At 58.2% G+C, this 20,417-nt stretch carries 17 protein-coding genes; 9 read left to right on the top strand and 8 right to left on the bottom strand.

Translation table 11 applies throughout. The features are described 5' to 3' along the window. Positions 1 to 115 precede the first annotated feature (115 nt). From ABEB25_RS06830 to ABEB25_RS06820, 3 genes are all read left to right on the top strand, one after another. Positions 116 to 793, top strand: a complete 678-nt coding sequence (locus ABEB25_RS06830) for an acyltransferase (protein ID WP_345735646.1) — start codon at positions 116 to 118, stop codon at positions 791 to 793. A 159-nt stretch (positions 794 to 952) separates the two neighbouring features. Continuing rightward, positions 953 to 3,007: a carbon starvation CstA family protein gene (locus ABEB25_RS06825; protein ID WP_345735645.1), complete on the top strand. Its 2,055-nt coding sequence runs from the start codon at positions 953 to 955 to the stop codon at positions 3,005 to 3,007. A 65-nt stretch (positions 3,008 to 3,072) separates the two neighbouring features. Beyond that, entirely contained in the window at positions 3,073 to 3,711 is a 639-nt protein-coding gene (locus ABEB25_RS06820) for a TPM domain-containing protein (protein WP_345735644.1), read from the top strand. Positions 3,712 to 3,783: 72 nt separating this feature from the next. On the opposite strand, the gene ABEB25_RS06815 is transcribed toward ABEB25_RS06820, so the two are convergent. Next, positions 3,784 to 5,388, bottom strand: coding sequence for a TonB-dependent receptor (locus ABEB25_RS06815; RefSeq protein ID WP_345735643.1), 1,605 nt, complete (start codon positions 5,386 to 5,388; stop codon positions 3,784 to 3,786). A 145-nt stretch (positions 5,389 to 5,533) separates the two neighbouring features. On the opposite strand from ABEB25_RS06815, the gene ABEB25_RS06810 reads away from it, so the two are divergent. From ABEB25_RS06810 to ABEB25_RS06800, 3 genes are all read left to right on the top strand, one after another. Further along, positions 5,534 to 5,962 (top strand): DUF5069 domain-containing protein, encoded by a 429-nt coding sequence (locus ABEB25_RS06810; RefSeq protein WP_345735642.1) that lies wholly within the window; start codon positions 5,534 to 5,536, stop codon positions 5,960 to 5,962. A 77-nt stretch (positions 5,963 to 6,039) separates the two neighbouring features. Then, on the top strand, positions 6,040 to 7,809 hold the full coding sequence (locus ABEB25_RS06805; protein ID WP_345735641.1) for an SLC13 family permease: 1,770 nt from the start codon (positions 6,040 to 6,042) through the stop codon (positions 7,807 to 7,809). A 184-nt stretch (positions 7,810 to 7,993) separates the two neighbouring features. Further along, the gene (locus ABEB25_RS06800) at positions 7,994 to 10,327 is read left to right on the top strand and encodes a hypothetical protein (RefSeq protein ID WP_345735640.1); all 2,334 of its coding nucleotides are present in this window, start codon (positions 7,994 to 7,996) and stop codon (positions 10,325 to 10,327) included. An 11-nt stretch (positions 10,328 to 10,338) separates the two neighbouring features. On the opposite strand, the gene ABEB25_RS06795 is transcribed toward ABEB25_RS06800, so the two are convergent. Then, positions 10,339 to 11,724 carry an alkaline phosphatase family protein gene (locus ABEB25_RS06795; RefSeq protein WP_345735639.1) on the bottom strand — a complete coding sequence of 462 codons (1,386 nt, stop codon included), beginning with the start codon at positions 11,722 to 11,724 and terminating at the stop codon, positions 10,339 to 10,341. Between the two features lie 154 nt (positions 11,725 to 11,878). Next, positions 11,879 to 13,114 (bottom strand): MFS transporter, encoded by a 1,236-nt coding sequence (locus ABEB25_RS06790; protein WP_345735638.1) that lies wholly within the window; start codon positions 13,112 to 13,114, stop codon positions 11,879 to 11,881. Positions 13,115 to 13,210: 96 nt separating this feature from the next. On the opposite strand from ABEB25_RS06790, the gene ABEB25_RS06785 reads away from it, so the two are divergent. Together ABEB25_RS06785 and glgB are read left to right on the top strand one after the other, a co-directional pair. Further along, complete coding sequence (locus tag ABEB25_RS06785) at positions 13,211 to 14,257, top strand: glycosyltransferase family 4 protein (protein ID WP_345735637.1); 1,047 nt, start codon at positions 13,211 to 13,213, stop codon at positions 14,255 to 14,257. A gap of 17 nt (positions 14,258 to 14,274) precedes the next feature. Next, positions 14,275 to 16,467 (top strand): 1,4-alpha-glucan branching protein GlgB, encoded by a 2,193-nt coding sequence (gene glgB / locus ABEB25_RS06780; RefSeq protein WP_345735636.1) that lies wholly within the window; start codon positions 14,275 to 14,277, stop codon positions 16,465 to 16,467. 1 nt (position 16,468) lies between these two features. Here glgB and ABEB25_RS06775 read toward each other — a convergent pair whose 3' ends face one another. Next, complete coding sequence (locus ABEB25_RS06775) at positions 16,469 to 16,828, bottom strand: MmcQ/YjbR family DNA-binding protein (protein ID WP_345735635.1); 360 nt, start codon at positions 16,826 to 16,828, stop codon at positions 16,469 to 16,471. Beyond that, on the bottom strand, positions 16,815 to 17,258 hold the full coding sequence (locus tag ABEB25_RS06770) for a GNAT family N-acetyltransferase (protein ID WP_345735634.1): 444 nt from the start codon (positions 17,256 to 17,258) through the stop codon (positions 16,815 to 16,817). Before ABEB25_RS06770 ends, ABEB25_RS06775 begins: the two co-directional genes overlap by 14 nt. A 108-nt stretch (positions 17,259 to 17,366) precedes the next feature. Here ABEB25_RS06770 and ABEB25_RS06765 point away from each other — a divergent pair, with 108 nt between their 5' ends. Next, positions 17,367 to 18,161: a CE1 family esterase gene (locus ABEB25_RS06765; RefSeq protein ID WP_345735633.1), complete on the top strand. Its 795-nt coding sequence runs from the start codon at positions 17,367 to 17,369 to the stop codon at positions 18,159 to 18,161. A gap of 566 nt (positions 18,162 to 18,727) precedes the next feature. Here ABEB25_RS06765 and ABEB25_RS06760 read toward each other — a convergent pair. The 3 genes from ABEB25_RS06760 to ABEB25_RS06750 all read right to left on the bottom strand — a co-directional run. Beyond that, positions 18,728 to 19,747, bottom strand: coding sequence for a zinc-binding alcohol dehydrogenase family protein (locus ABEB25_RS06760; RefSeq protein ID WP_345735632.1), 1,020 nt, complete (start codon positions 19,745 to 19,747; stop codon positions 18,728 to 18,730). 103 nt (positions 19,748 to 19,850) lie between these two features. Then, entirely contained in the window at positions 19,851 to 20,180 is a 330-nt protein-coding gene (locus ABEB25_RS06755; RefSeq protein ID WP_345735631.1) for a nuclear transport factor 2 family protein, read from the bottom strand. Positions 20,181 to 20,228: 48 nt separating this feature from the next. Further along, positions 20,229 to 20,417 (bottom strand): hypothetical protein (locus ABEB25_RS06750; RefSeq protein ID WP_345735630.1); only part of this gene is annotated, 189 nt, incomplete at its 5' end.

The following is a 20,417-nucleotide window of genomic DNA, read 5'->3' as shown; positions in this document are numbered from 1 at the left end:
TGTGGGTTTCAGACTCGGGGCCTGCTTGCGGCAGCCAGAGGGGCCTTGCAGAGCCGGAGCCTCTTTCCCGAAGCAGAAATCCAGAATCCTGCATTTCCATCTCTGAACTCCCGCCATGTTTTCTCCCGCCGATTTCCTCGATCTTGCCCATACCCAGCATAGCATCCTGTTCACGCCTACGGACCCGGTGTGGTCAGCCTTGGCGAAGATCGAGTCTTACCTCGATTTTCGCCTTCAGCGGGAACTCCGTTGCCCGATTCCCCAGGGGGCGTTCATTGGGGAGGATGTTTTCATTGATGAAGGTACCACCATTGAGCCGGGCGCGGTCATCAAGGGACCGGCCTGGATTGGTAAGAACTGCATGATCCGTGCGGGATGTTACATTCGCGAGAATGTCATCGTGGGAAATGCCTGCGTGCTGGGCAATTCCTGCGAGTTCAAGAACTGTGTCATTTTCGACCACTGTGAAGTGCCTCATTACAATTATGTGGGGGATTCCATCCTGGGCTACAAGGCTCACCTGGGGGCCGGCGTGGTGCTTTCCAATGTCCGGCTGGACCGGGGCGAAGTGACCATTTCAGACTCCAAGAAAGCGATCCCAACGGGGCTGCGCAAATTTGGCGCGATCATCGGGGATCATGCCGAAATTGGCTGCAACAGCGTCATCAATCCCGGCAGCCTGATCGGCCGCCGGAGCATTGTTTATCCTTTGAGTAGCTTTACGGGCATCCTGCCCAGCGACAGCATCCTCAAGACCCGCCAGCAGCAGATCGTGGTGAAACGCACGGTCTGAACAGCCCCAGTTGCCGGGAAAAGACGGTACAAAGGGGCGGAAGCGCCCCATTTTGGCGTTCCTTTTACCCTGGCTGGTGAAAATCACTGTCCAAGGACGTTCCAAGGCTGCCTTCTTTCTTGCTCATTGAGCCCGTCCCTTTAATCTGCCGTCCCAGCTATGCCCAAATTCCTTCGCATTCTTCTTTGGATCGCCATCTCTGCGCTTGGTGCAGGTTCGGTGGCTTTTTCGGCCTTTCATAAAGGTGAGACGATCAATGCCCTGTGGATTGTGGTAGCCGGGCTGTGTTCCTTTGCGGTGGCCTACCGCTTTTACAGCAAGTGGCTGATCACGAAGGTGCTGATGCTGGATGACGAACGCTCAACACCTGCCCATACCAAAAAGGACGGCAAAGACTTTGTGCCGACGAACAAGTGGGTCGTTTTCGGTCACCACTTTGCGGCCATTGCGGGTCCTGGACCGCTGGTCGGCCCGGTGCTGGCGGCGCAGTTTGGTTACCTGCCAGGCATGCTGTGGATTCTTATCGGTGCCACGCTGGGCGGCGGGGTGCATGATGCGATTGTGATGTTTGCCTCCATCCGCCGCGGTGGAAAATCCGTCGGGCAGATGCTGAAGGAGGAGGTGAACCCTCTCGTCGGTTTTGTGGCGATGATTTCAGTGCTCGCCATCATGACCATCCTGCTCGCTGTGCTGGGGCTGGTCGTTGTGAAGGCTCTGGCAGAGAGCCCGTGGGGCCTTTTCACCATCGCCATGACTATCCCACTGGCGTTCTGCATGGGCGTGGGGCACACCATCTTTAAGATCAGTGTCAAAGCCGTGACGATTTTTGGGATCGTGGGGCTGCTGGTAGGGGTTTGGGCGGGTAGCAAACTCGGAGCCTGGGGAATTGAGCACTACTTTGAGCAGCGCGGCGAATGGATGGCCTGGGCGATTATGATCTACGGCTTCGCTGCTTCGGTCCTGCCGGTCTGGATGCTTTTGGCACCTCGTGACTACCTCAGCACCTTCATGAAAATCGGCACGGTGGCGGTGCTGGCGATTGCAGTCATCTTTGTCGCACCGGAACTGCACATGCCGAAGATCACGAAGTTCATTGATGGCACCGGGCCTGTGTTCCTCGGCGCGGTGTTTCCTTTTGTGTTCATCACCATCGCTTGCGGGGCCATCTCCGGTTTCCATGCACTGATCTCCAGCGGTACCACACCGAAGTTGCTGGACCGTGAAGGCAGCATCCGCAGCGTGGCCTATGGAGCCATGGTTACTGAGATGCTGGTGGCCCTGATGGCGTTGGTCGCCGCCTGTGCGCTGCAGCCGGGCGAATACTTCGCCATCAATGCGGGCATCAACAAAACCATGTCGCCTGAGCAGGTGGTGGCCACGATCAGTGCGCTGGAAAACGGGGCCTACCCCGTGACGGTGGCGGGCATGAACCAGTTGGCGACCGACATTGGTGAAAAGACCATGTTTGGACGCGCCGGGGGGGCACCGACCTTTGCTGTGGGCATGGCCCAGCTCTTCGCCCGCGCTTTTGGCGCTCAGTGGATGGCCTTTTGGTACCACTTCGCCATCATGTTTGAGGCGCTCTTCATTCTCACGACGATTGATGCCGGAACTCGTGTGGGCCGCTTCATTCTCCAGGATTTCATGGGCAACATCTGGAAGCCGCTCGGCAATACGAAGAGTCTGCCAGCCAACGTCTTTGCCAGTGCTATGCTTGTGGCCATGTGGGGTTACTTCCTCTATCAGGGGGTGGTGGATCCTCTCGGCGGCATCAACACCCTTTGGCCTTTGTTTGGCATCGCGAACCAGCTTCTAGCGGTGATCGCCTTCTGTCTGGGGACGACCATTTTGATCAAGATGGGCAAGGCTCGATACATCGCTGTGACGCTGGCTCCGCTGGCGCTGCTCATCACGGCCACCTTCACGGCGGGTTACATCAAGCTGTTCGACAAGAATCCGAGCATGGGCTTCCTCGCTCAGGTGGACCTGTATGCGGGTAAGATCGCCGCAGGTGGCACTGCCAAAGAGTTGTCCGACTGGGGGCACCTGAAGTTCAACGGTCTGGTAGATGCCTGGGTGACCGGCTTCTTCCTGGTGGCGGTGGCGATCATCTTTTTCGGCTGTTTGGTGGAGTGGATCAAGTTGCTGAGTGGGGCCAAACGCCCGGTTCTGCATGAAGACCCCTACATCCCAGCTTCCAGCGAGGTTGCCTGAGCTGGACGGAAAAAGGCGGCGTGAAAGGCATTGCGCCGCGCCGCCTGCGCATTCTCTTTGCTGTCATGCGCTGCCCTGCCTGCCGACATCCTGCCCTGGAGCATGACCAGGCCTGCACGCAGTGCGGGTTTTCACTGGATGCACTGGCGCAGTCCATGGGCATCCCGCCGATGCTGAGTGGACCGGTGGCGGATGTGGCCAAGGTTTTGTCTAAGGGGAGACGGCATTCAGTCCAGCGTGCAGTGCATGCCCTGCACCAGCGGTTTCCGCAGGTCAGCTTTGCATCGGTCTTAGCTGATCTTTCTCCTGAAGTCCCTTTGGCGTTGCATGCCTTTTGGCTGTTCAACAAAGGCAGCCTGTTCAGCGCCGTCGAAAGAGGCGGGGACAACCGGGGTGTTCTTTTTTTAGTGGATGTGCCCCGAAGCCGAGCGGTGGCCATGATCGGTTATGGGCTAGAACCCTTTGTGAACGAGACGATTTTGGAGGTGTGCCTGAATGCCGCCTCAGGGTCGCTGGCCAAAGAGGATTTTGCGGCATCGATTGAGTCCTTCATTCGTGAACTGGAAAGGCAGATCACAACAATTGTGCAGCAGTTGCCCCAGGCTCTCGGTTATGTGGAGGACAAACTCTGGGTGGATTCATCCTTGGGGGAAGATGTCGCCCCAAGTTTGCAGACAGTGGGCGGTTCGGATGATTTGTATTGAGTCCCGCCTCCCAAAATACCCATGAAAAAACCCGGCTCGTTTGACGGAGCCGGGTTTGTCGGATGCACGGTTTTAGAACTGGAAACGCAGGCCCAGCATCACTCGGTGATGGTCAGCCCTGGGGGTGCCACCCTGGGTGAAAAGGAAGGACTGGTAGCCGAGATTCACCTGCGTTCTGGCATTGAGAGCATAGGCCAGATTCAGACCCAGTATGTGCTGATTAAACTTGGTGGCGGTGTTACCGAAAGTGTTGCTGATATCCGTTTCGAAACGGGCATAGGAATAACCAAAGCCGGCGGTAAGCCTGGAGGTGATCTGTTGGGCCAGATGCAGGTCCAGTCCGAAGCTGGTGAACCGACCGGAATTGAAGCTGGCCGACTGGTCACTGTGTTCCACGAAGCCGCTGGCGGTAATGCGGCCGCCTTTCCAGGTGTCGGCGGTGAGGCCGTAATTCACGTAGTGGGAGCTGGTGAAGTTGGACCCGAAATCAAGGTTGGACTCGTAACCGACTGCCAGTTCGTGACTGAAGCGGTCGCTAAGACGCTGGCTGAAGCTGATGGAGTAGTAGGGCTCGCTGAGATCCGATGAATCATTGGGGATCACGAAGAAGGGCGGGATGAAGGCGAAGAAGGCGGTGTTGTCGAATTCCTGGTGCTGGTAACCAGTGGCCACGCGCAGGCGGGCATTGTCGCTGAGTTTCCAGGCAACGAAGGCACCGATGTTCCAGAGCGTGCCATCATTGGCCACTTCGTCATTGTCGTGATCCAGCCAGTTGAGCGCACCTTCCAGGCCGACGCTGAGGGCGGCATTGATATCGTAACTGAGGATGGAGGAGAAGGTGTCCAGATCTGCCACGGGTAGGACGCTGCCGAAGTAATTGCCATCCACATCATGGCTGGTGCTGTGGGTGTAGTTCAGTGTCCAGGAAAGGGCAGGGGCGATCTGCCAGGTGCCTGCGATGCCCAGGTCATTTTGCAAGATGCCGAAATAGGGGCGGACGCTGACGCGATCATAGAGCGTCAGGGAAATGGGGCCGAACTGGGCGTCATAGGCCAGGGATGTGCCGGGCAGGACGGCAAGGCCGAATTCGTCGCTGAAGAAGCTCCAGTTGATCTGGTCATTGCCGGAGACCCAGTTGAAACCGAGGCCGCCAGTGAGGGTCAGGCGCTGATTGTCTGCCAGTTTGTAGCTGCCATCAAAAAGAAGGGTGGAGGAGAGGATGAGCCCGCCTTTGCCGCCGTTGATGGCTGAATTGTATTCAAAGCCCTGCTCGAAGGCAAAACCTGCATTGATACCAGCGGCTTTTTGCAGCGTGTTGTCTGGAGCGACCACGCCATCATACCAGGGACTGAGGTAGGAACGACCGAGCTGATATTGGCTTGGGAACCCTGTGAGGTCCGCATTCAAACGGCGAGGGTTGGCCGCACTGAAGCTGAAAACTTCTGGGCGAGACAAGGCACGGCCAGTTTCCAGCTTTTCACGGGCATCTCCCAGCACATCGCGGTTTTCATCGGCACGCTTTGGATCACGGGCACGCAATTCCGTCAGGAACGCGGCGTTTTGAGAGGGGGAAACACCGAGCTGGGCTTCAGCAGCCAGAGGCAGAAAAAGGGCGGTTGCAGAGAGCAGTCCGAGAAGTGCCTTTTGACGGTGATTTAGGGTAGAATGACTAGACATGATCGGGAGAATGAGGGGCGGAGGTAATCTTGGCTGGCGGGATTGTCACCTGCGAAATCTGAATTTGAACTTGAAGCTCCTAGGTTAGTTCTCACGAATGAGCGACCGTTGACCAAGGCCGATTTCATGCGCTATGAAGAGATCTATGGCATTTCCTCTTCGTTCCCCTCGCGACATGGTCGGCGGCATCATGGTGTTTGGCCGCATTTTGGACAAAATCCGCCTTCATGCGAAGGAGGGACTGCCGCCAGGGTACCATCTGGATGTCATTCCTGGCAGCCGCACCTTTGATGACCGCATCTGCTGCCTTCTTGGGGTGAGCTTTGCCGACCTCAGCGAGCGGACACTGGCCGGTGGAACGGATGAAGAGGTGCTGGAGTGGTGCTTTCAAAAGGGGCAGCGCCCCGACAAGGAGCATGTGGAGATTTTCAATGGCTTCATGATGAAGCGAGGCTGGCGGGATGCCGCTATACCAGGGTTGATCAAGCAGCGGGAAGAGGCGGGTCTGGGGCACCGGGAGGACATCTTGACCTTCTTTGATCTCATGGATGTGGAAGAGGGGCGCGCTCCGTAACCGAGGTTTATTGAGGCTGAAGTAAAGATTTAATCACTCGTCATCCGGCGCATCCTGCCGATTGTCGCCGCTCCTTCATGGAACCTTATCTTGTCATTGGTCTGCTGCTGGCCGCTGTTGTGCTTTTTGCCACGGAGAAAATCTCGGTGGATCTGGTGACGCTGGGCCTGCTTTGCGTCCTAGTAATGACTGGCATCCTGGATGTGAGGGAGGCTTTTGCGGGCTTTGGCAATGAGGTGATCGTGATGCTGGGGTCCATTTTTGTCATTGGTGCAGCCCTGCGGGACACCGGGGTGCTGGACAGTCTGGGGAGCTTGCTGGCGCGGGCCACTGGGGGCCATCCACGAAGGGTCGTTACGGGCATGATGAGTGGGGTCGGGATGATTTCGGCCTTCATGAACAATACCACGGTGACGGCCATGTTTCTGGGACCGGTCATTGGCATGGCCAGACGGCTGAAGATTTCGCCCTCGCGGTTGCTCATGCCGTTGTCCTTTGCCTCCATTTTGGGCGGCACTTGCACGTTGATCGGCACCTCTACCAATGTGGCTGTGAGTGGTGCGATGAAGCACCGGGGGCTGGAGGAGGTGGGGATGTTTGAAATCACTCCCATCGGGCTGGTCATCTTCATCACTGGCCTGATCTACCTCGTCCTGGTGGGAATGAAATGGGTGCCCGAAAGGGATCGCGCCGAGCATGCCAACGGCGATGCCCACATTCGGGAATACCTTTCGGAGGTGGTCATCCTGCCGAGTTCGCCGCTGATTGGCCAGGTCGCCTTTCAGTCGGATTTTTCGGTCCTGGAATTCCAGGTGGTGAAACTGCGTCGCCATGAGATGGAACTGCCCATTGGCCCCCATACCCAGTTTGAGGAGGGGGACATTGTCCTCGTCGCGGGCAAAGTACAGAACCTGATCAAGGTGAAGAAGATCGAGGGCATCGACATTCAGGAAGACGTGCAACTGCGCCGTTCTGGAGTGGATACCAGCGATGCCAGTGTGGCCGAGGTGGTGCTGACGCCCCGCTCCAGCCTCGTGGGCCAGACTCTGCGGAGCAGCAATTTCAGACGTCGCACGGGACTCTCTGTTCTGGCGCTGCTGCGCGGGGACCGCACACTGAATGACCACATGGCGGATGTGGTGCTGCACGCGGGGGACCTTTTGCTGCTGCAGGGGCCGTACGACCGCTTTCAAAAATTCGAGCAGGAGGCCGAAATGGTCGTCATCACCGAGCACAGCTATGCCACCAGTGCGCGCAAGCGCGGCATAGCCACCTTGATTGCCTTTGCGGTGGCGGTGACGGCTAGCAGCCTGGGCTTTTTGCCGGCGTCCATCGCCTTTCTTCTGGCGGCGCTGATCGCGCTGGCCACTCGCTGCATCACGCTGGACACAGCTTACGAAAACATTGACTGGCGTCTGCTGATTCTCATTGGCGGCATGACCGCTTTTGGCACGGCTATGGCCAAGTCGGGCGCGGATGCCCTGCTGGCTGGCGTGGTGACCCACTGGCTGAGTCCCTATGGAGCCCTCACCGTGATGGCGGGTTTTTGTGTCCTGACGATCTTGCTGACACAGCCGATGTCGAATGCGGCGGCTGCTTTGGTGGTTCTGCCCATTGCCCTGCAAGCGGCGGAAAAGCTGGGGGCGGATCCCCGGGCCTTTGGTATTGCGATCATGCTGAGTGCCAGCATCTCGGTGCTGACGCCTTTTGAGCCGAGTTGCATTCTCGTCTATGGGCCGGGCAAGTATCGCTTCAGTGACTTCATCAAGGTGGGCAGCGGACTGACCGTGATTACTCTCGCCGTCATCTTGCTTTTGGTCCCAATCTTTTGGCCTTTGTATCGCTGAGTTCTAGAACAGCAGAAAGACAGGTGAGAAGCCGTGGCGGGAGGCCTTGCTCAAAAACGAGATTTCAATTTTGCGAAAGTGCAAATTTTCGCAAATAAACGAAGTCTCTGCTTTAATTTTTTGTATCGGGGAATAGTTTCAATAGTTAATACTGGATAGCAGAAAAAATTGAACTTGGTCTCTTGTGGGTAGCTCTGAATCCTCCATCACTTCTCCGCCTGCCGAAATGGGTTCCGCCATGAGCTTTGGCAATCCATTTGCTGCCGATGTCTGTTCGGGGCCGATGGTGGTGGGAGAGGCAGACTCTGTCGGCGGACTCAATGAGGATGTGCTGGACCAGTTGCTGGAGTCAGTGGAAAACCGCACGGGCGCACCGCTGATGCTGCTGACGGCTCCTCGCGCCGGGTATGGCAAGACGCACCTGCTAGGCCGGGTGGTGGCTGCGGCGGGGACCGGTGTGGTGATGGTGCCGCTGGCCTTTCGTACCGGGGATGCGCTGAATCTGACGACTGTCACGCGGCGAGGGCTGGAAGCCTTGAGCGTGGCTAAAGGTGAACAGCCTTCGTGGTCCCGTCTGCGGGAGGTATGTGCCGGGCTGGTCGCCCATCTCCTGCATGATTTGATCCAAGAAGGTCTGGTGCCCAGCGCGAACCCTGAACAGGCTCTGCGGGTGCTTTCAGGCCCGGTGGCGGATGTTTTCGACAAGGACGGTTCCGCCCACATGATCGGCGACTGGTTGCGCAAGCATTCCGCCGGTCTGCGCCCGATCCTCGCACGTCGGGTCGCGCGGCAGTTGCCCCTGCGGACGGATGTTGCCGATGCCTGGCTGGAGGCCATGATGGGGCAGGCTTTTGAAGGGGAGCGCGAGAGCCTCGCCGTGATGCAGGACCTGGCGGCACCGGATCATGAAACCGGCCTGCCAACATGGTTCCGGATGCTCGGACTCTGGCGGCCCGTGGTGCTGATGGTGGATCACCTGGATGGCTACTATCGCAACCCGACGGCGGGCGTGACCATTGCCGCTTTGCTGATGGACCTGGTGGATACTCAGGGCCTGCATGTGCTGTTGAGCCTGAATCAGGATGTGTGGCAGGCTACCTTTGGCCACCACCTGCCCAGCGCCCTGGAAGATCGGCTTACGGCCAGTCAGGTCCTGCTGCGGGGGCTGCGTGAAACGGATGCTGTGGCCCTGCTGCGGCTGCGACTGGAGCAGGCGGGCGTTGCCGCAGACGATGCGGCAGAGTTTGAGTCGTTTGTGGATGTGAAGCAGCATTTTTTGGGGCGGCCCATCGGTTCGGTCTCCGCCCGTGTGTTTTTGCGCCATTGCGCCCGGCAGTGGCAGATTTTCCAGAACTCTGTGCCTTTGTCCGTTACGGGCAAAGCGGATAACAGTGAACTGTCGGTACCTTCCCTGGCGGATGACGCCATGCCGGCCATCTCCCTGATGACGGAGACAACCCCGACCGATGAGACGGAGGGCATGCCCTCCATCTTTGACGATCCGACCTCCGCCGAAGTGCAGCAGATGGCGGCGAGTCTGGCCGAGCCACAGGCGGCCTTGCCACAAAATGAGCCTCCCGTTTCGTTTTCTCCGCCTCCATCGCAAATTGAGGAAGCGGCTCCGGCGCACGAAGCTCCTGTTTCGGAGCCTTCTTCTTCGCCGAATTTGTCCTCTTCAGCCACGGATTGGCGGCCTTCGGGTTCCTCTGGAGGCAATGCAGGACCTGCCATGGCGACAGCGGTTTCACCCTCGGCCGATGCCTTTGTGAAGCTGCGTGAAATGCTGCATCATCTGCGTCAGCCCGGCAGCAAAACTCGGGTGCTGGATGAGCTGGCAGACATTCCTCCCGAACGTCTGAATGTTCCGGCTCAACCTGTGACGCCATCGGTTGTGCCCTCGCCTGCGGCGGCCACCCCTGTTCCTGTGGCCAAGCCTGGCGATGCATTGCTGGGACGTTTTGAGGCGTTGCGCTTGCAAATGGCTGCCGAGGCTGAGTCACAGCCCCTGGACTATGTGAAGCTGGGGGAACTGATCCGGCTTGCGGGGCGTCGTTTCCCACTCGTGCGTTTCAGTGAGCATGAACTGCCGGGGCTGACTGGCCGCCAGACGATGGTGTGGTCCATCCAGGGCGTTGAACTTTTATTTGGTCTGGCTCCTTTCTCTGATGGGGCTTACTGGCGGGTCTTGGCGGGTTTTGCCGCAGGCCGTCTGGTGGATCTTGCTGGGGATGCGGAGCGCGATGGCGAACCGCAGGTGAAGCTCAAGCTGGTGACTTTCAAATCGGATCGTGAACATCCGGCCTGGCAGGCCCTTTATGCCGGGGAGACTCTGCCCCTACCGCTGAAGCCGCACCTGGACGCGGTGCATCTGGATGCGACGAGCGTGGCGGCGCTCTATGCGATGCAGCGCATCATCAAGGATGCTGAAACCGGGGCTGTGCAGGCTGAACCAACCCAAGTGATGACCGTGCTGGCCAGGGAACTGGACTTTTTCTGGAAGCGCATCACCAAGGCGTAAACGCCGAGGGCTCAAGAGGAGGCTGCCCGTGTGCAAGCTTCATAGAGCTGGCCGCATACTTGCGTGGCCTGGAGTGAGCTGGCGCGTGGGAGATGCGGGAGGTCGCCAATCAGCACCGGCCAGTCCTCGACGTCCTCGGGGATGCGGCCATGGCTGCCTTTGACCAGGGTGGCATCCAGCGGAATGACATCCATTTTCATGCGGAAGCCGAGCATCTTCTTGGCGAGCTTGAGGCCGATTTTGAGCTTGGGGAAGCGGATCTTTGAGTCCAGGAAAAGCTCCACGGGGTCATAACCACATTTGCGGTGGATGTCCACACAGCGGGCGAATTCGGGGGCCTTGGCGTCATCGGTCCAGTAATAATAGGTGAACCAACTGCGGGCATCGGCAATGGCGATGAGGTCACCGCTGCGTTCGTGATTCAGCCCGGCGTAATGCTTTTCCATCTTGCCGAGCACCTGCTGCACGCCGGGGGTCTGCTCCAGCACGGCGCGCACTTCGTTCAGGAGTGACGGATCGTTGACGTAGATGTGGGCCAGTTGGTGATCGGCAATGGCAAAGGCGCGGCTGCCGCCGAGATCCAGCGTCTCCGTGCCCAGTTCATCCTTGATGGATAACCAATGATGCTCACGAAAGATGCGGTTCAGATGCACGGGCTGGTCCACATCGGTGATGCCGTATTCGGAGAGGAGGATGACCTGGATTTGGCGGCGCTCGTAAAACTTGATGAGGTCGCCTACCACTTCATCCACCTGGCGCAGATCTTCGGCAATGAGGGGCATGTTTAGCCCCACACGCTGCAGGTTGTAGTCGAGGTGGGGCAAGTAAACGAGGCTGAGGGAGGGCCAGTGTTTTTCCTCGATCCATTTGGCGCTGGCGGCGATCCAGCGAGTGGATTCGATGCCGGAGGCTGGGCCCCAGAAGTTCATGAAGGGAAAGGCACCGAGGTCTTTTTTCAGTCGGTCCCGCAGGCCCATGGGCTGCGTGTGGATGTCAAAGACCTTGCCGCCATCCGAGAGGTAAAGGGGGCGTGGGGTGATGGTGTAATCCGCCGTGGAATGCATGTTATACCACCAGAAGACTTTGGCGCAGGTGAAGTCGCGGTCTTGCTTGCGCAGCATGTCCCAGAGCTTTTCGCCCTGCACCAGTTGCTCGGGCTGCTTCCAAAAACGGTGCTCGGCATAGTCACGGTCATACCACCCGTTTGCCACGGCTCCATGGTCGCGCGGGGCTTTGCCGGTGGCGTAGGTCGCTTGGGCCGTGCAGGTGACGGCTGGCAGTACGGGCTCGATCAGGGCCAGGCGGTTCCGTTCGACAAAAGCGCGAATGTTTGGCGTGTGCTCACCGATGAGGCGGCGGGTGAGGCCGACGACGTTGAGGATGGCGGTGCGAGGCATGGGGGAGGTAACGGTCAAGAGGTCAAGAGGTCAAGAGGTCAAGAGGTCAAGAGGTCAAGAGGTCAAGAGGTCAAGAGGTCAAGAGGTCAAGAGGTCAAGAGGTCAAGAGGTCAAGAGGTCAAGAGGTCAAAGGGGGGAGCCTTGGACCTTCGCTTTACAATCTTTCCCGGGGACCCAGCCGACGTCGGGTTTCATCATCGCTGCCACGGGCACGGACGGTGATGAAGGCGCTGGCGGCGATGATGGCGATGCCGCAAAGGATGCTGAGTGTCTGGAATGACATGACGCCGATGGCGGCGAAGGCCAGGTAGGGGGCCACAAGGCCACGCAGGCCAGTAAGGAAAGTGTGCACGCTCATGTATTCGGCCACGGCTTGCTTGGGGGCGAGTTTGGTCACCCAGAGTCCCCAGGTGACGTTGCCTCCGGCATTGGCGATGCCCCAGAGGGCCATGCCGATGCTCCAGGCCACCACGCCATGACCGAGATAAAACGTCAGGATGCCTGCGGCAAAGATGAGGTTGAGAATGGTGCGTACGGTGAAGAGGCCCACCTTGTCATAAATGAGGCCCCAAGGATAGCTGCACAGCGCCCTGAAGATGACGGGGATGACCCCGGTGATCCAGGCGACATCGCGGCCCGGGAGATTGATGCCGTGGCGGGGATTGGCCAGGTATTCGACGAACAGGCAGGCGGCCACCAGATTGCCAATGCCCATCATCATCCAGGAGATGAGCAGGGTGCGGAAGTCGCGGTCAATTTTGATCCAGCGCAGGGATGACCACAGGCCGGAGGGGGCATCTTCATCAATGTCCCAGCGGGTGGCAGGCAGGCCGTAGGTCCAAAGACCGGACATAAAGCCTGCGGCGGCAAAGGCCCAGAGCAGCCAGCGGTAGTTTTCCAAGTCCAGGCCGATGAGCCAGCCGCCGAAGAAACCAAAGGCCACTGCCGCCACCGCGCGCAATGAGCCGGCGATGGCAAAGAGGCGTCCGCGCTCTGTGGCCGGGTAATTGAGACGGTAGATCTGGGTGAGCAGCGGGATCTGCATGGAAAAGCAGAAGAGGCCTACGCTGAGGCCGCCGATGAAGACCCAGGGCTCATGCGGAAATGCCGCTGCCAGGGCCATGAAGAGGCCGCCGAGCATCTGCACTTTGGCCGCAGTGCGGGCGATGGTGCTGCGGGCATGCAGCAACAGAGGCACCACAAAGAGGCTGACCATGAAACCACTGCTGGTGGCGCTGAGGAAGATGGACTTGGCCATGTCCCCGAGATGAAAGACGCGCACGGCAATGAGCATGCCGAAGGTGGAGGTGAGCGTATCCAGCACCCCCGCAGGAAGAGACCGCCACAGTTCGTTGCGGAAAGTTCGCTGCTTCGGATCGGTGGTGGGCATCAGGGCAGGGGTTCATGGCACAGGATAGCGGTGTGGGCAAGGGGCCGACAAACCTTCCCCGTTGCGGCTGGGGGCAGCCCGTTTCATCATGAGGCCATGCGCATCGCCCTCCTGCATTACACGCTGCCACCCGTCATCGGCGGGGTGGAGCGGGTGATCCGTGATCAGGCGGTGGCCCTGCGTTTTCTGGGACATGAGGTGGAAATGCACACCCATGCCAGCATGGGGACTCTGGCGGGATTTGAGGCTGTTATCGTGCACAATGTTTTCACGATGCCTTTTGATCTGCCCTGGACGCGGAAGCTGAGAACCCTGGCGGCGGAGCAGCCCGCCGTGAGGTGGATTAACTGGGTGCATGATGTGGCGGCGGTGAATCCGTATTATGGGCATCTCCCCTGGGAGAATGAAGAGTATCTACAGCTTTCCCTACCGATACCAGGTGCGGTGAATGTGACCGTTTCAGAGGTGCGGCGGCAGGATTACCTGGAGGCCACAGGGCTGTCTGCGGATGCGGTCAGGGTGATTCCCAACGGCCTGGATTTTCCGTCGATTCTCGGACTCACGGACCGGATTGCCGGACTGTGCCTGTGGGATCGGGAACTGGTGCTGGTGCATCCCACCCGACTGATCCGGCGGAAAAACATTGAGTTAGGTCTGCGTGTAACCGCCGGCCTAAAGCAGGCAGGTTGCAATGTGCTTTATGCCATTACCGGGGCACCCGATCCTCATCAGGGGGATGGCCAGGTCTACTTTCAGGAGCTGAAAGCACTGTGTGGGGAACTGGACCTGGGATCCCATGTGCTCTTCCTGGGAGAAGAAGGAGCTCTCTCCGATGAGGATGTGCGCAGCCTTTATGTGGCGGCAGATGCACTCTTCTTTCCCAGTACAGGGGAGGGATTTGGGCTTCCGCTGCTGGAGGCTGCGGCGCATCGTCTAACTGTCTTTTGTTCAGAACTGCGTGCGCATCGGGAAGTGCTGGGTGATGCTGGCCTGTATTTCAGTGTTCAGTCAAAACCCGAACAAATCTCGGCACAGATCATGCAATGGAATCAAACGGCCGTTATGCCTCACCAACGACGCCACCTATGGCGGAGGCACAATATGGTCAAAATCTGTCAGGAACATCTTGAGCCTCTGCTCTGAACCGCTAACCAGTCCCCATGACCGACCCAACCAGTCCTTCAGCCGAAATTCTCGCCATTCTGGAAGCCCGCCACGGAAATCCGTTTGGCTTCCTGGGGCGGCAGCCGTTGGAGGGAGGTGGTGCCATCGTGCGGACATTGCAGCCACGGGCGCATGCGGTAAGCGTGGTGGCCAGAGATGGCTCTGGTGCCTGGCCGATGAACCGTGTGCATCATCACGGCTTTTACACCGTGGAGCTACCAGCCGAAGCTGCCCAGAAGCCTTATGATCTGGAACTTTCTACCTATGATGGGCAGGCGGCGCGCGTGGCAGATCCTTATTCGTTCGGATTCCTTTTGGGTGAGCAGGATTTATATTTCTTTTGCGAAGGCACCCACCAGAGGCTGTGGGACTGCCTGGGTGCACGGATGCGCACGGTGGATGGCATTGCTGGTGTGCAATTTGCCGTGTGGGCGCCGAATGCGCAGCGTGTTTCGGTGATCGGTGATTTCAATGACTGGGATGGGCGCATCAACCCGATGCGTCTGCGCATCGAAGGGGGCGTGTGGGAGATTTTCCTTCCTGGCATCCAGGAGCTCACGCATTACAAGTTTGAGGTGCTTTCGGCGGAAGGCCACGTGCAGGTGAAGAGCGATCCTTTTGCCTTCTTTGGCCAGCATGGCAAACAGACGGCCAGCCTTGTCTTCAACCTGGACCGCTATGCTTGGGGTGACCAGGAGTGGATGCAGAAACGTGCGGTGCAGGACCTGTATCACACGCCGATGAGTGTGTATGAGGTTCATCTGGGGTCGTGGAAACGTGTGCCGGAAGATGGCAACCGATCCAAATCCTATCGTGAACTGGCGGATGATCTCATCCCATACGTGAAGAGCATGAACTTCACGCACATCGAGCTGATGCCGGTGGCGGAGCATCCGTTTGACGGGTCATGGGGTTATCAGATCACCGGCTACTTTGCGCCGACGAGCCGTTTTGGTGACCCGGATGAGTTCCGGGAATTTGTGGACCGCTGCCATCAGGCGGGCATTGGAGTGATCCTGGATTGGGTGCCCGGGCACTTTCCAAAGGATGCTCACGGGCTGGCGAAGTTTGACGGCACCGCGCTCTATGAGCACGCCGATCCTCGTCAGGGAGAGCACCAGGACTGGGGCACGCTGATCTTCAACTATGGCCGTGCGGAAGTGAAAAACTTCCTGGTGGCCAATGCCCTCTTCTGGCTGGAGCAGTACCACATTGACGGGCTGCGGGTGGATGCGGTGGCGTCCATGCTTTATCTGGATTATTCCCGCAAGCCGTGGGCCTGGGTGCCTAACAAATATGGTGGCCGCGAAAACCTGGAGGCGATTGACTTCATGCGCGACCTCAACCGCATCTGCTATGAGCGGCACCCCGGCAGCACGATCATCGCCGAAGAGAGCACGGCATGGCCAGGGGTATCCCGGCCTACCGATGCCGGTGGTTTGGGCTTTGGCTTCAAATGGAACATGGGCTGGATGAATGACAGCCTGCACTACATGCAGGAGGATCCCATCCACCGGAAGTATCATCATGGAGAGGCCACGTTCTCCATGCTCTATGCTTACGATGAGAACTTCCTCCTCGTCATCAGCCACGATGAAGTGGTGCATGGCAAGGGCAGCATGATCAATAAAATGCCCGGCGACCGCTGGCAGAAGTTCGCCAATCTGCGCATGTTTTATGCATGGATGTGGGCGCATCCTGGCAAGAAGCTTCTTTTCATGGGCTGCGAGTTTGGCCAATGGCAGGAATGGAGCCATGAGCGCAGCCTGGACTGGCATCTGTTCATGGGCGAGGAGCACGCCAGCCTGCAAAAGCTGGTCCGCGACATGAACTGGCTGTACACCACACGTCCGGCACTCTATGCGCAGGACCACGATGGTTCGGGCTTCCAATGGCTGGATGCGAGCGATGGTGAAAACAGCATCTTTGCCTTCATGCGCAAATCACCCGATGGCGACAAGGTTTACTGTGTGATCAATGCCACACCCGTACCGCGAAAAGGTTATCGTGTCGGCGTAGCCGAGGCCGGAAGCTATCGGGAGCTCATCAATACCGATGCTCCAGGCTATGCCGGCAGTGGCATGGTGAATCCGCTGCCGATGCCGGCTGGTGACACCGAATGGCAGGGGCAGCCGTGGAGCATCATCATTGATTTGCCGCCGCTCGGTGCCGTGTGGCTGGGCCGCTGATTCAGCGTGCTTCATTCATTGCTTCCCGCGCCTTTTTAGGCAGGGAGGCAACGACGAGCTGGTAGGAGTGGTCGATGAGTTCACGCACCAGCTTGTTAGGCAGGCCACCCTCCAGGGTGAGGGTGTTCCAGTGCCGTTTGTTCATGTGATAACCGGGCTGAATCTCCTCGTAGCGGTCTCGCAATTCGATCGCGCGTTCGGGATCACACTTGAGGTTAGCCGTGGCCGGAAACTCCTCTGGCGTGGTGAGGGCGAAGAGTTTGCCTGCGACCTTGTAAACGAGCACATCAGGGCCAAAAGGCGTGGTTTCCTCCACATGGGGCAGGGACAGGCAGTAGGCGCAGAAGTCAGCCAAATTCATGATGCAGGCGGGGATGAAGGGGAGACTCACCACGGATGATCCAGCAGGAATCATGGGCGGCCATGCCGATGTGTGGATAATAAGTGCGGGCCCCTGGGGCGGCAATGAGAATGAGATTGGTGTGAAGACCGGCAGCTTCATGGGTGCGACGGATCAGTTCGCGTCCGATTCCGCGTCCCTGAAAGGACTGGGCGACAGCCAGATCCGCCAAGTAGGTGCTGTAGCTGCCATCCGTGAGCGTGCGGGCAATGCCGATGAGGTCACCCTGACAACGGGCGGTGAGGATGATGTCGGCCTGGCGCAGCATGCGGTCCATGCGCGGTACATCATCAATCGGGCGGCGCTCAGCCAGGGTGGAGCTTTGCAGCACGGCGATGTATTCGCTGACCGTGAGGCTGGGTTCAATCTGGTAGTCTATCTCCTGGCTCATTGGGAAGTGATGGCTGAAAAGGCCGGACTGGAAAGAGAAATGATGCTGATGGAGGGGTGAAGTTTTTTGTTCACAACTTGTCGAACTCTACTGCGTTCAATGCCGGACATGAACCTGCTGCGCTTTTTCTTTCTGCTGTTGATCCCGGTGTTTTCCCTTCGGGCTGAGGTGCCGCTGAAGCCGAAGGAATGGATGGTGGATGGGGTGAAGCGCGAGGCGTTGATCTATGTGCCAAGTGAAGCCAGTGCAAAGCCTACACCCGTGGTCTTTGCCTTTCATGGTCATGGCGGCAACATGAAGAATGCGGCGCGCATGTTTCCCATTCCAGAGCTGTGGCCGGAGGCCCTGGTGGTGTACATGCAGGGGCTGAATACGCCGGGCCGGCTCACGGACCCAGAAGGCAAAAAGCCGGGCTGGCAGCATGGGCTGGGTGCTGAGGGGGATCGCGATCTGAAGTTCTTCGATGCCGTGCTGGCCAGCTTGAAAGCTGATTACCAAGTGGATGCTACCCGCATCTATTCCACAGGCCACTCCAATGGCGGAGGTTTCACCTACCTGCTGTGGGCGGCACGTGGAGACGTGTTTGCTGCCATGGCCCCTTCCGCTGCGGCGAGTCCTGGATTGATGGGGAAACTCAAACCAAAACCGCTGATGCACATTGCGGGGGAAAATGATCCGCTGGTGAAATATGAATGGCAGCAGGCGACTATTCAGGCCGTCATCCGGCTGAACCAATGTGGCTCAGGAGTGGCGTGGGATCAGGATGCCAACTGTACTTTTCACCCATCCAAAATAGGCACCCCGGTCGTGACCGCTATCCATCCGGGGGACCATAAGTTTCACAAGGATGCTCCGGCCCTGATTGTGAAATTTTTCAAGCAGCACTCTCGCAAGGTGCCTTAGAAAAGGATTTTCTCTACTCCGCTAACAAAAAGTTTTGCACTCACTCAAAGCCGCAACTTATGCTACAAGCAAGGTGCAGGGCTTCGAGTGAGTGCATGTTTGGGGCGTCGTTTTTCCCCAAGGGTGGCTTTCACGGAGTCAGTGTGAAGGCCGCCGTAAGCCCGAAGGCACCTGAGAGAAAAACGATGAGGGCGAGGTCAAAAAACATGATGAGAAGAGTTGAACTGCCGGGAGCTGAAAAGCGGCCGCTTCGGTCTGCCTATAGCTGAGGGGAATCTCCCGAAGATCACTCTCTGCTAGAGGCAAACACGAAGCGGCAAATAGGAAAGCCTGCCAGCCGCTAGGTGTAGGCGGGTTGACCTTGTTCACGGACAAGATCAACCCCCATGACCATTTCGGCTGGCCTGTCCGATAGGTGCAGTGCCCATGCCAACTCAGAGTGGTGAGTTGTAACTCGTTGATTGAGAGTGTTGTAGGTTTTACGGATGATGGCTGGGTACTGATTTTTGGTTGCACGATGCAACAAAAAATCGGGCTGAAGCCTGCAAGCTGCAAGAACTCGGGTGTTAGGCTTCGAAGCCAGCCAAAACTACCTTGCCTATGCTGCGCCCGCTTTCGATGAGGGCGTGAGCTTGACGGAGATTGGGGGCGGTAATGGGGCTCAGATCCGTTTTCAGCGTGGTCTGGATCTGGCCAGCGTCCGCGAGCCGGGAGACTTGGTTGAGCAATTCTCCCTGCTTGTGCATGTCCTTGGTCTGGTAGCGGGCGCGGGTGAACATGAACTCCCAGTGCAGAGAAATGCTCTTTGGCTTCAGCTTGGTCAGCTCCAGGGGGCGTGCGGGATTTTCGATCAGGGCGATCGCGCTCTGCGGGGCCATGGCCTCAATGATTTCATCGTAGTGATCTTCAGTGCGGGTGAGGGCCAGTACGTGGGTGACTCCTTCCGGCACGATGGCCTTGATCTGCGCAGCCAGGGGCTGGCCATGATCAATGACATGATGAGCCCCCATTTGGCGGCACCAGTCCTGGGTCTCCGGTCGGGAGGCGGTAGCAATCACGGTTAGGCCTGTCAGTTGCCGGGCGAGCTGGATGGCGATGGAACCAACTCCGCCTGCTCCGCCGACAATGAGAATGGCACCGTGGTCGCCGGGATCGATGCGCATGCGATCAAACATCATTTCCCAAGCTGTGATGGTGGTCAGCGGGAGGGCGGCGGCCTGCACAAAGCTGAGGGTCTTGGGCTTTCTCCCCACCAGTCGCTCATCCACGCACTGCAACTCGGCATAGGAGCCCGGGCAATCCACAGCACCGGCGTAATAAACTTCATCTCCAGGCGCGAAATGACGGACTTCTGCGCCCACCTGCTTCACCACGCCGGCGGCATCCCAGCCCAGAATTTTGAGCGCCTGTCCTGGTGCCACCGGGCCACCCCCAGAGCGGATTTTGGTATCCACCGGATTCACGGAGATGGCTCGCACTTCCACCAGCAGGTCTCGGGGGCCAGGGACGGGGGCAGTGACGTTCACCTCGACGAGGCTTTGCGGATCGCTGCTGGGCAGAGGCTGGTAATAGCTGATGGCTTTCATGGTGAGGCGGCAAAGAGGGGGCAAACGCTCGAGGATGCGTCCTGGATTCATAGAGAAACTGGAGTGCCTTGCAACTGAAGTGCAGGCACTCCGTCTGCCAGCTTCAGGGGGCAATCCGCAACTCTACAATCAATCCGTCTGCTACGGTGAGATGATGTCGAAGCACAATCGGGCTGCCATCGAAGCTGCCGGAGACCTCTCCTGCGAACACCGTATCGGGTCCGGTTGTGATGATTTCCCGAAGCTCCACGTGGGGTTGATAGGATGCCCAGGCTTTTTCAATCCAAGCCTGAATTTCCACATGTCCTTGATGAGAATGTCCTTCGTCATGTACGATGGCTCCTGGCGTGAAGCAGGTGAGGAAGGCGGCGCTGTCCTGGCCGTTCATGGTTTCGATGAAGCGGGTGATGATGGGAGTGGGTTCGGTTTTCATGATGCGTAGTCGGGATTGTTATTTTGAGCCTGAATCAAGGCGATTCTTTCAATTAGCCTCTATCACTGACAGCCCTATGTCAGGAGTGTTTTGAATGAATGAAAAAAAGCTGGAATGCCCCCGAAGTTTGAGCCAGTTTTTATGAGAGTCCTGGGTGCGCTGGCGGTTTCGTTTCTGGGTTTGGGTTTTGGTTTGAGACAGCGTTTTTATCTTCGTTTCGGGGACCAGCAATGCCTT

Origin of the sequence: Prosthecobacter algae, from assembly GCF_039542385.1 — a bacterium.
In the GTDB taxonomy this organism is placed as follows: Bacteria; Verrucomicrobiota; Verrucomicrobiia; order Verrucomicrobiales; family Verrucomicrobiaceae; genus Prosthecobacter; species Prosthecobacter algae.
The sequence above is the reverse complement of the archived record's forward strand: the minus strand, read 5'-3'. Positions and strand labels throughout refer to the sequence as shown.

Coding starts and splice junctions, on each gene's coding strand:
- ABEB25_RS06755 (WP_345735631.1), bottom strand. CDS start 20,180: ATGAAAACCGAACCCACTCCCATCATCACCCGCTTCATCGAAACCATG.
- ABEB25_RS06790 (WP_345735638.1), bottom strand. CDS start 13,114: ATGCCCACCACCGATCCGAAGCAGCGAACTTTCCGCAACGAACTGTGG.
- ABEB25_RS06760 (WP_345735632.1), bottom strand. CDS start 19,747: ATGAAAGCCATCAGCTATTACCAGCCTCTGCCCAGCAGCGATCCGCAA.
- ABEB25_RS06830 (WP_345735646.1), top strand. CDS start 116: ATGTTTTCTCCCGCCGATTTCCTCGATCTTGCCCATACCCAGCATAGC.
- glgB (WP_345735636.1), top strand. CDS start 14,275: ATGACCGACCCAACCAGTCCTTCAGCCGAAATTCTCGCCATTCTGGAA.
- ABEB25_RS06795 (WP_345735639.1), bottom strand. CDS start 11,724: ATGCCTCGCACCGCCATCCTCAACGTCGTCGGCCTCACCCGCCGCCTC.
- ABEB25_RS06770 (WP_345735634.1), bottom strand. CDS start 17,258: ATGAGCCAGGAGATAGACTACCAGATTGAACCCAGCCTCACGGTCAGC.
- ABEB25_RS06775 (WP_345735635.1), bottom strand. CDS start 16,828: ATGAATTTGGCTGACTTCTGCGCCTACTGCCTGTCCCTGCCCCATGTG.
- ABEB25_RS06815 (WP_345735643.1), bottom strand. CDS start 5,388: ATGTCTAGTCATTCTACCCTAAATCACCGTCAAAAGGCACTTCTCGGA.
- ABEB25_RS06825 (WP_345735645.1), top strand. CDS start 953: ATGCCCAAATTCCTTCGCATTCTTCTTTGGATCGCCATCTCTGCGCTT.
- ABEB25_RS06785 (WP_345735637.1), top strand. CDS start 13,211: ATGCGCATCGCCCTCCTGCATTACACGCTGCCACCCGTCATCGGCGGG.
- ABEB25_RS06820 (WP_345735644.1), top strand. CDS start 3,073: ATGCGCTGCCCTGCCTGCCGACATCCTGCCCTGGAGCATGACCAGGCC.
- ABEB25_RS06805 (WP_345735641.1), top strand. CDS start 6,040: ATGGAACCTTATCTTGTCATTGGTCTGCTGCTGGCCGCTGTTGTGCTT.
- ABEB25_RS06765 (WP_345735633.1), top strand. CDS start 17,367: ATGAACCTGCTGCGCTTTTTCTTTCTGCTGTTGATCCCGGTGTTTTCC.
- ABEB25_RS06810 (WP_345735642.1), top strand. CDS start 5,534: ATGGCATTTCCTCTTCGTTCCCCTCGCGACATGGTCGGCGGCATCATG.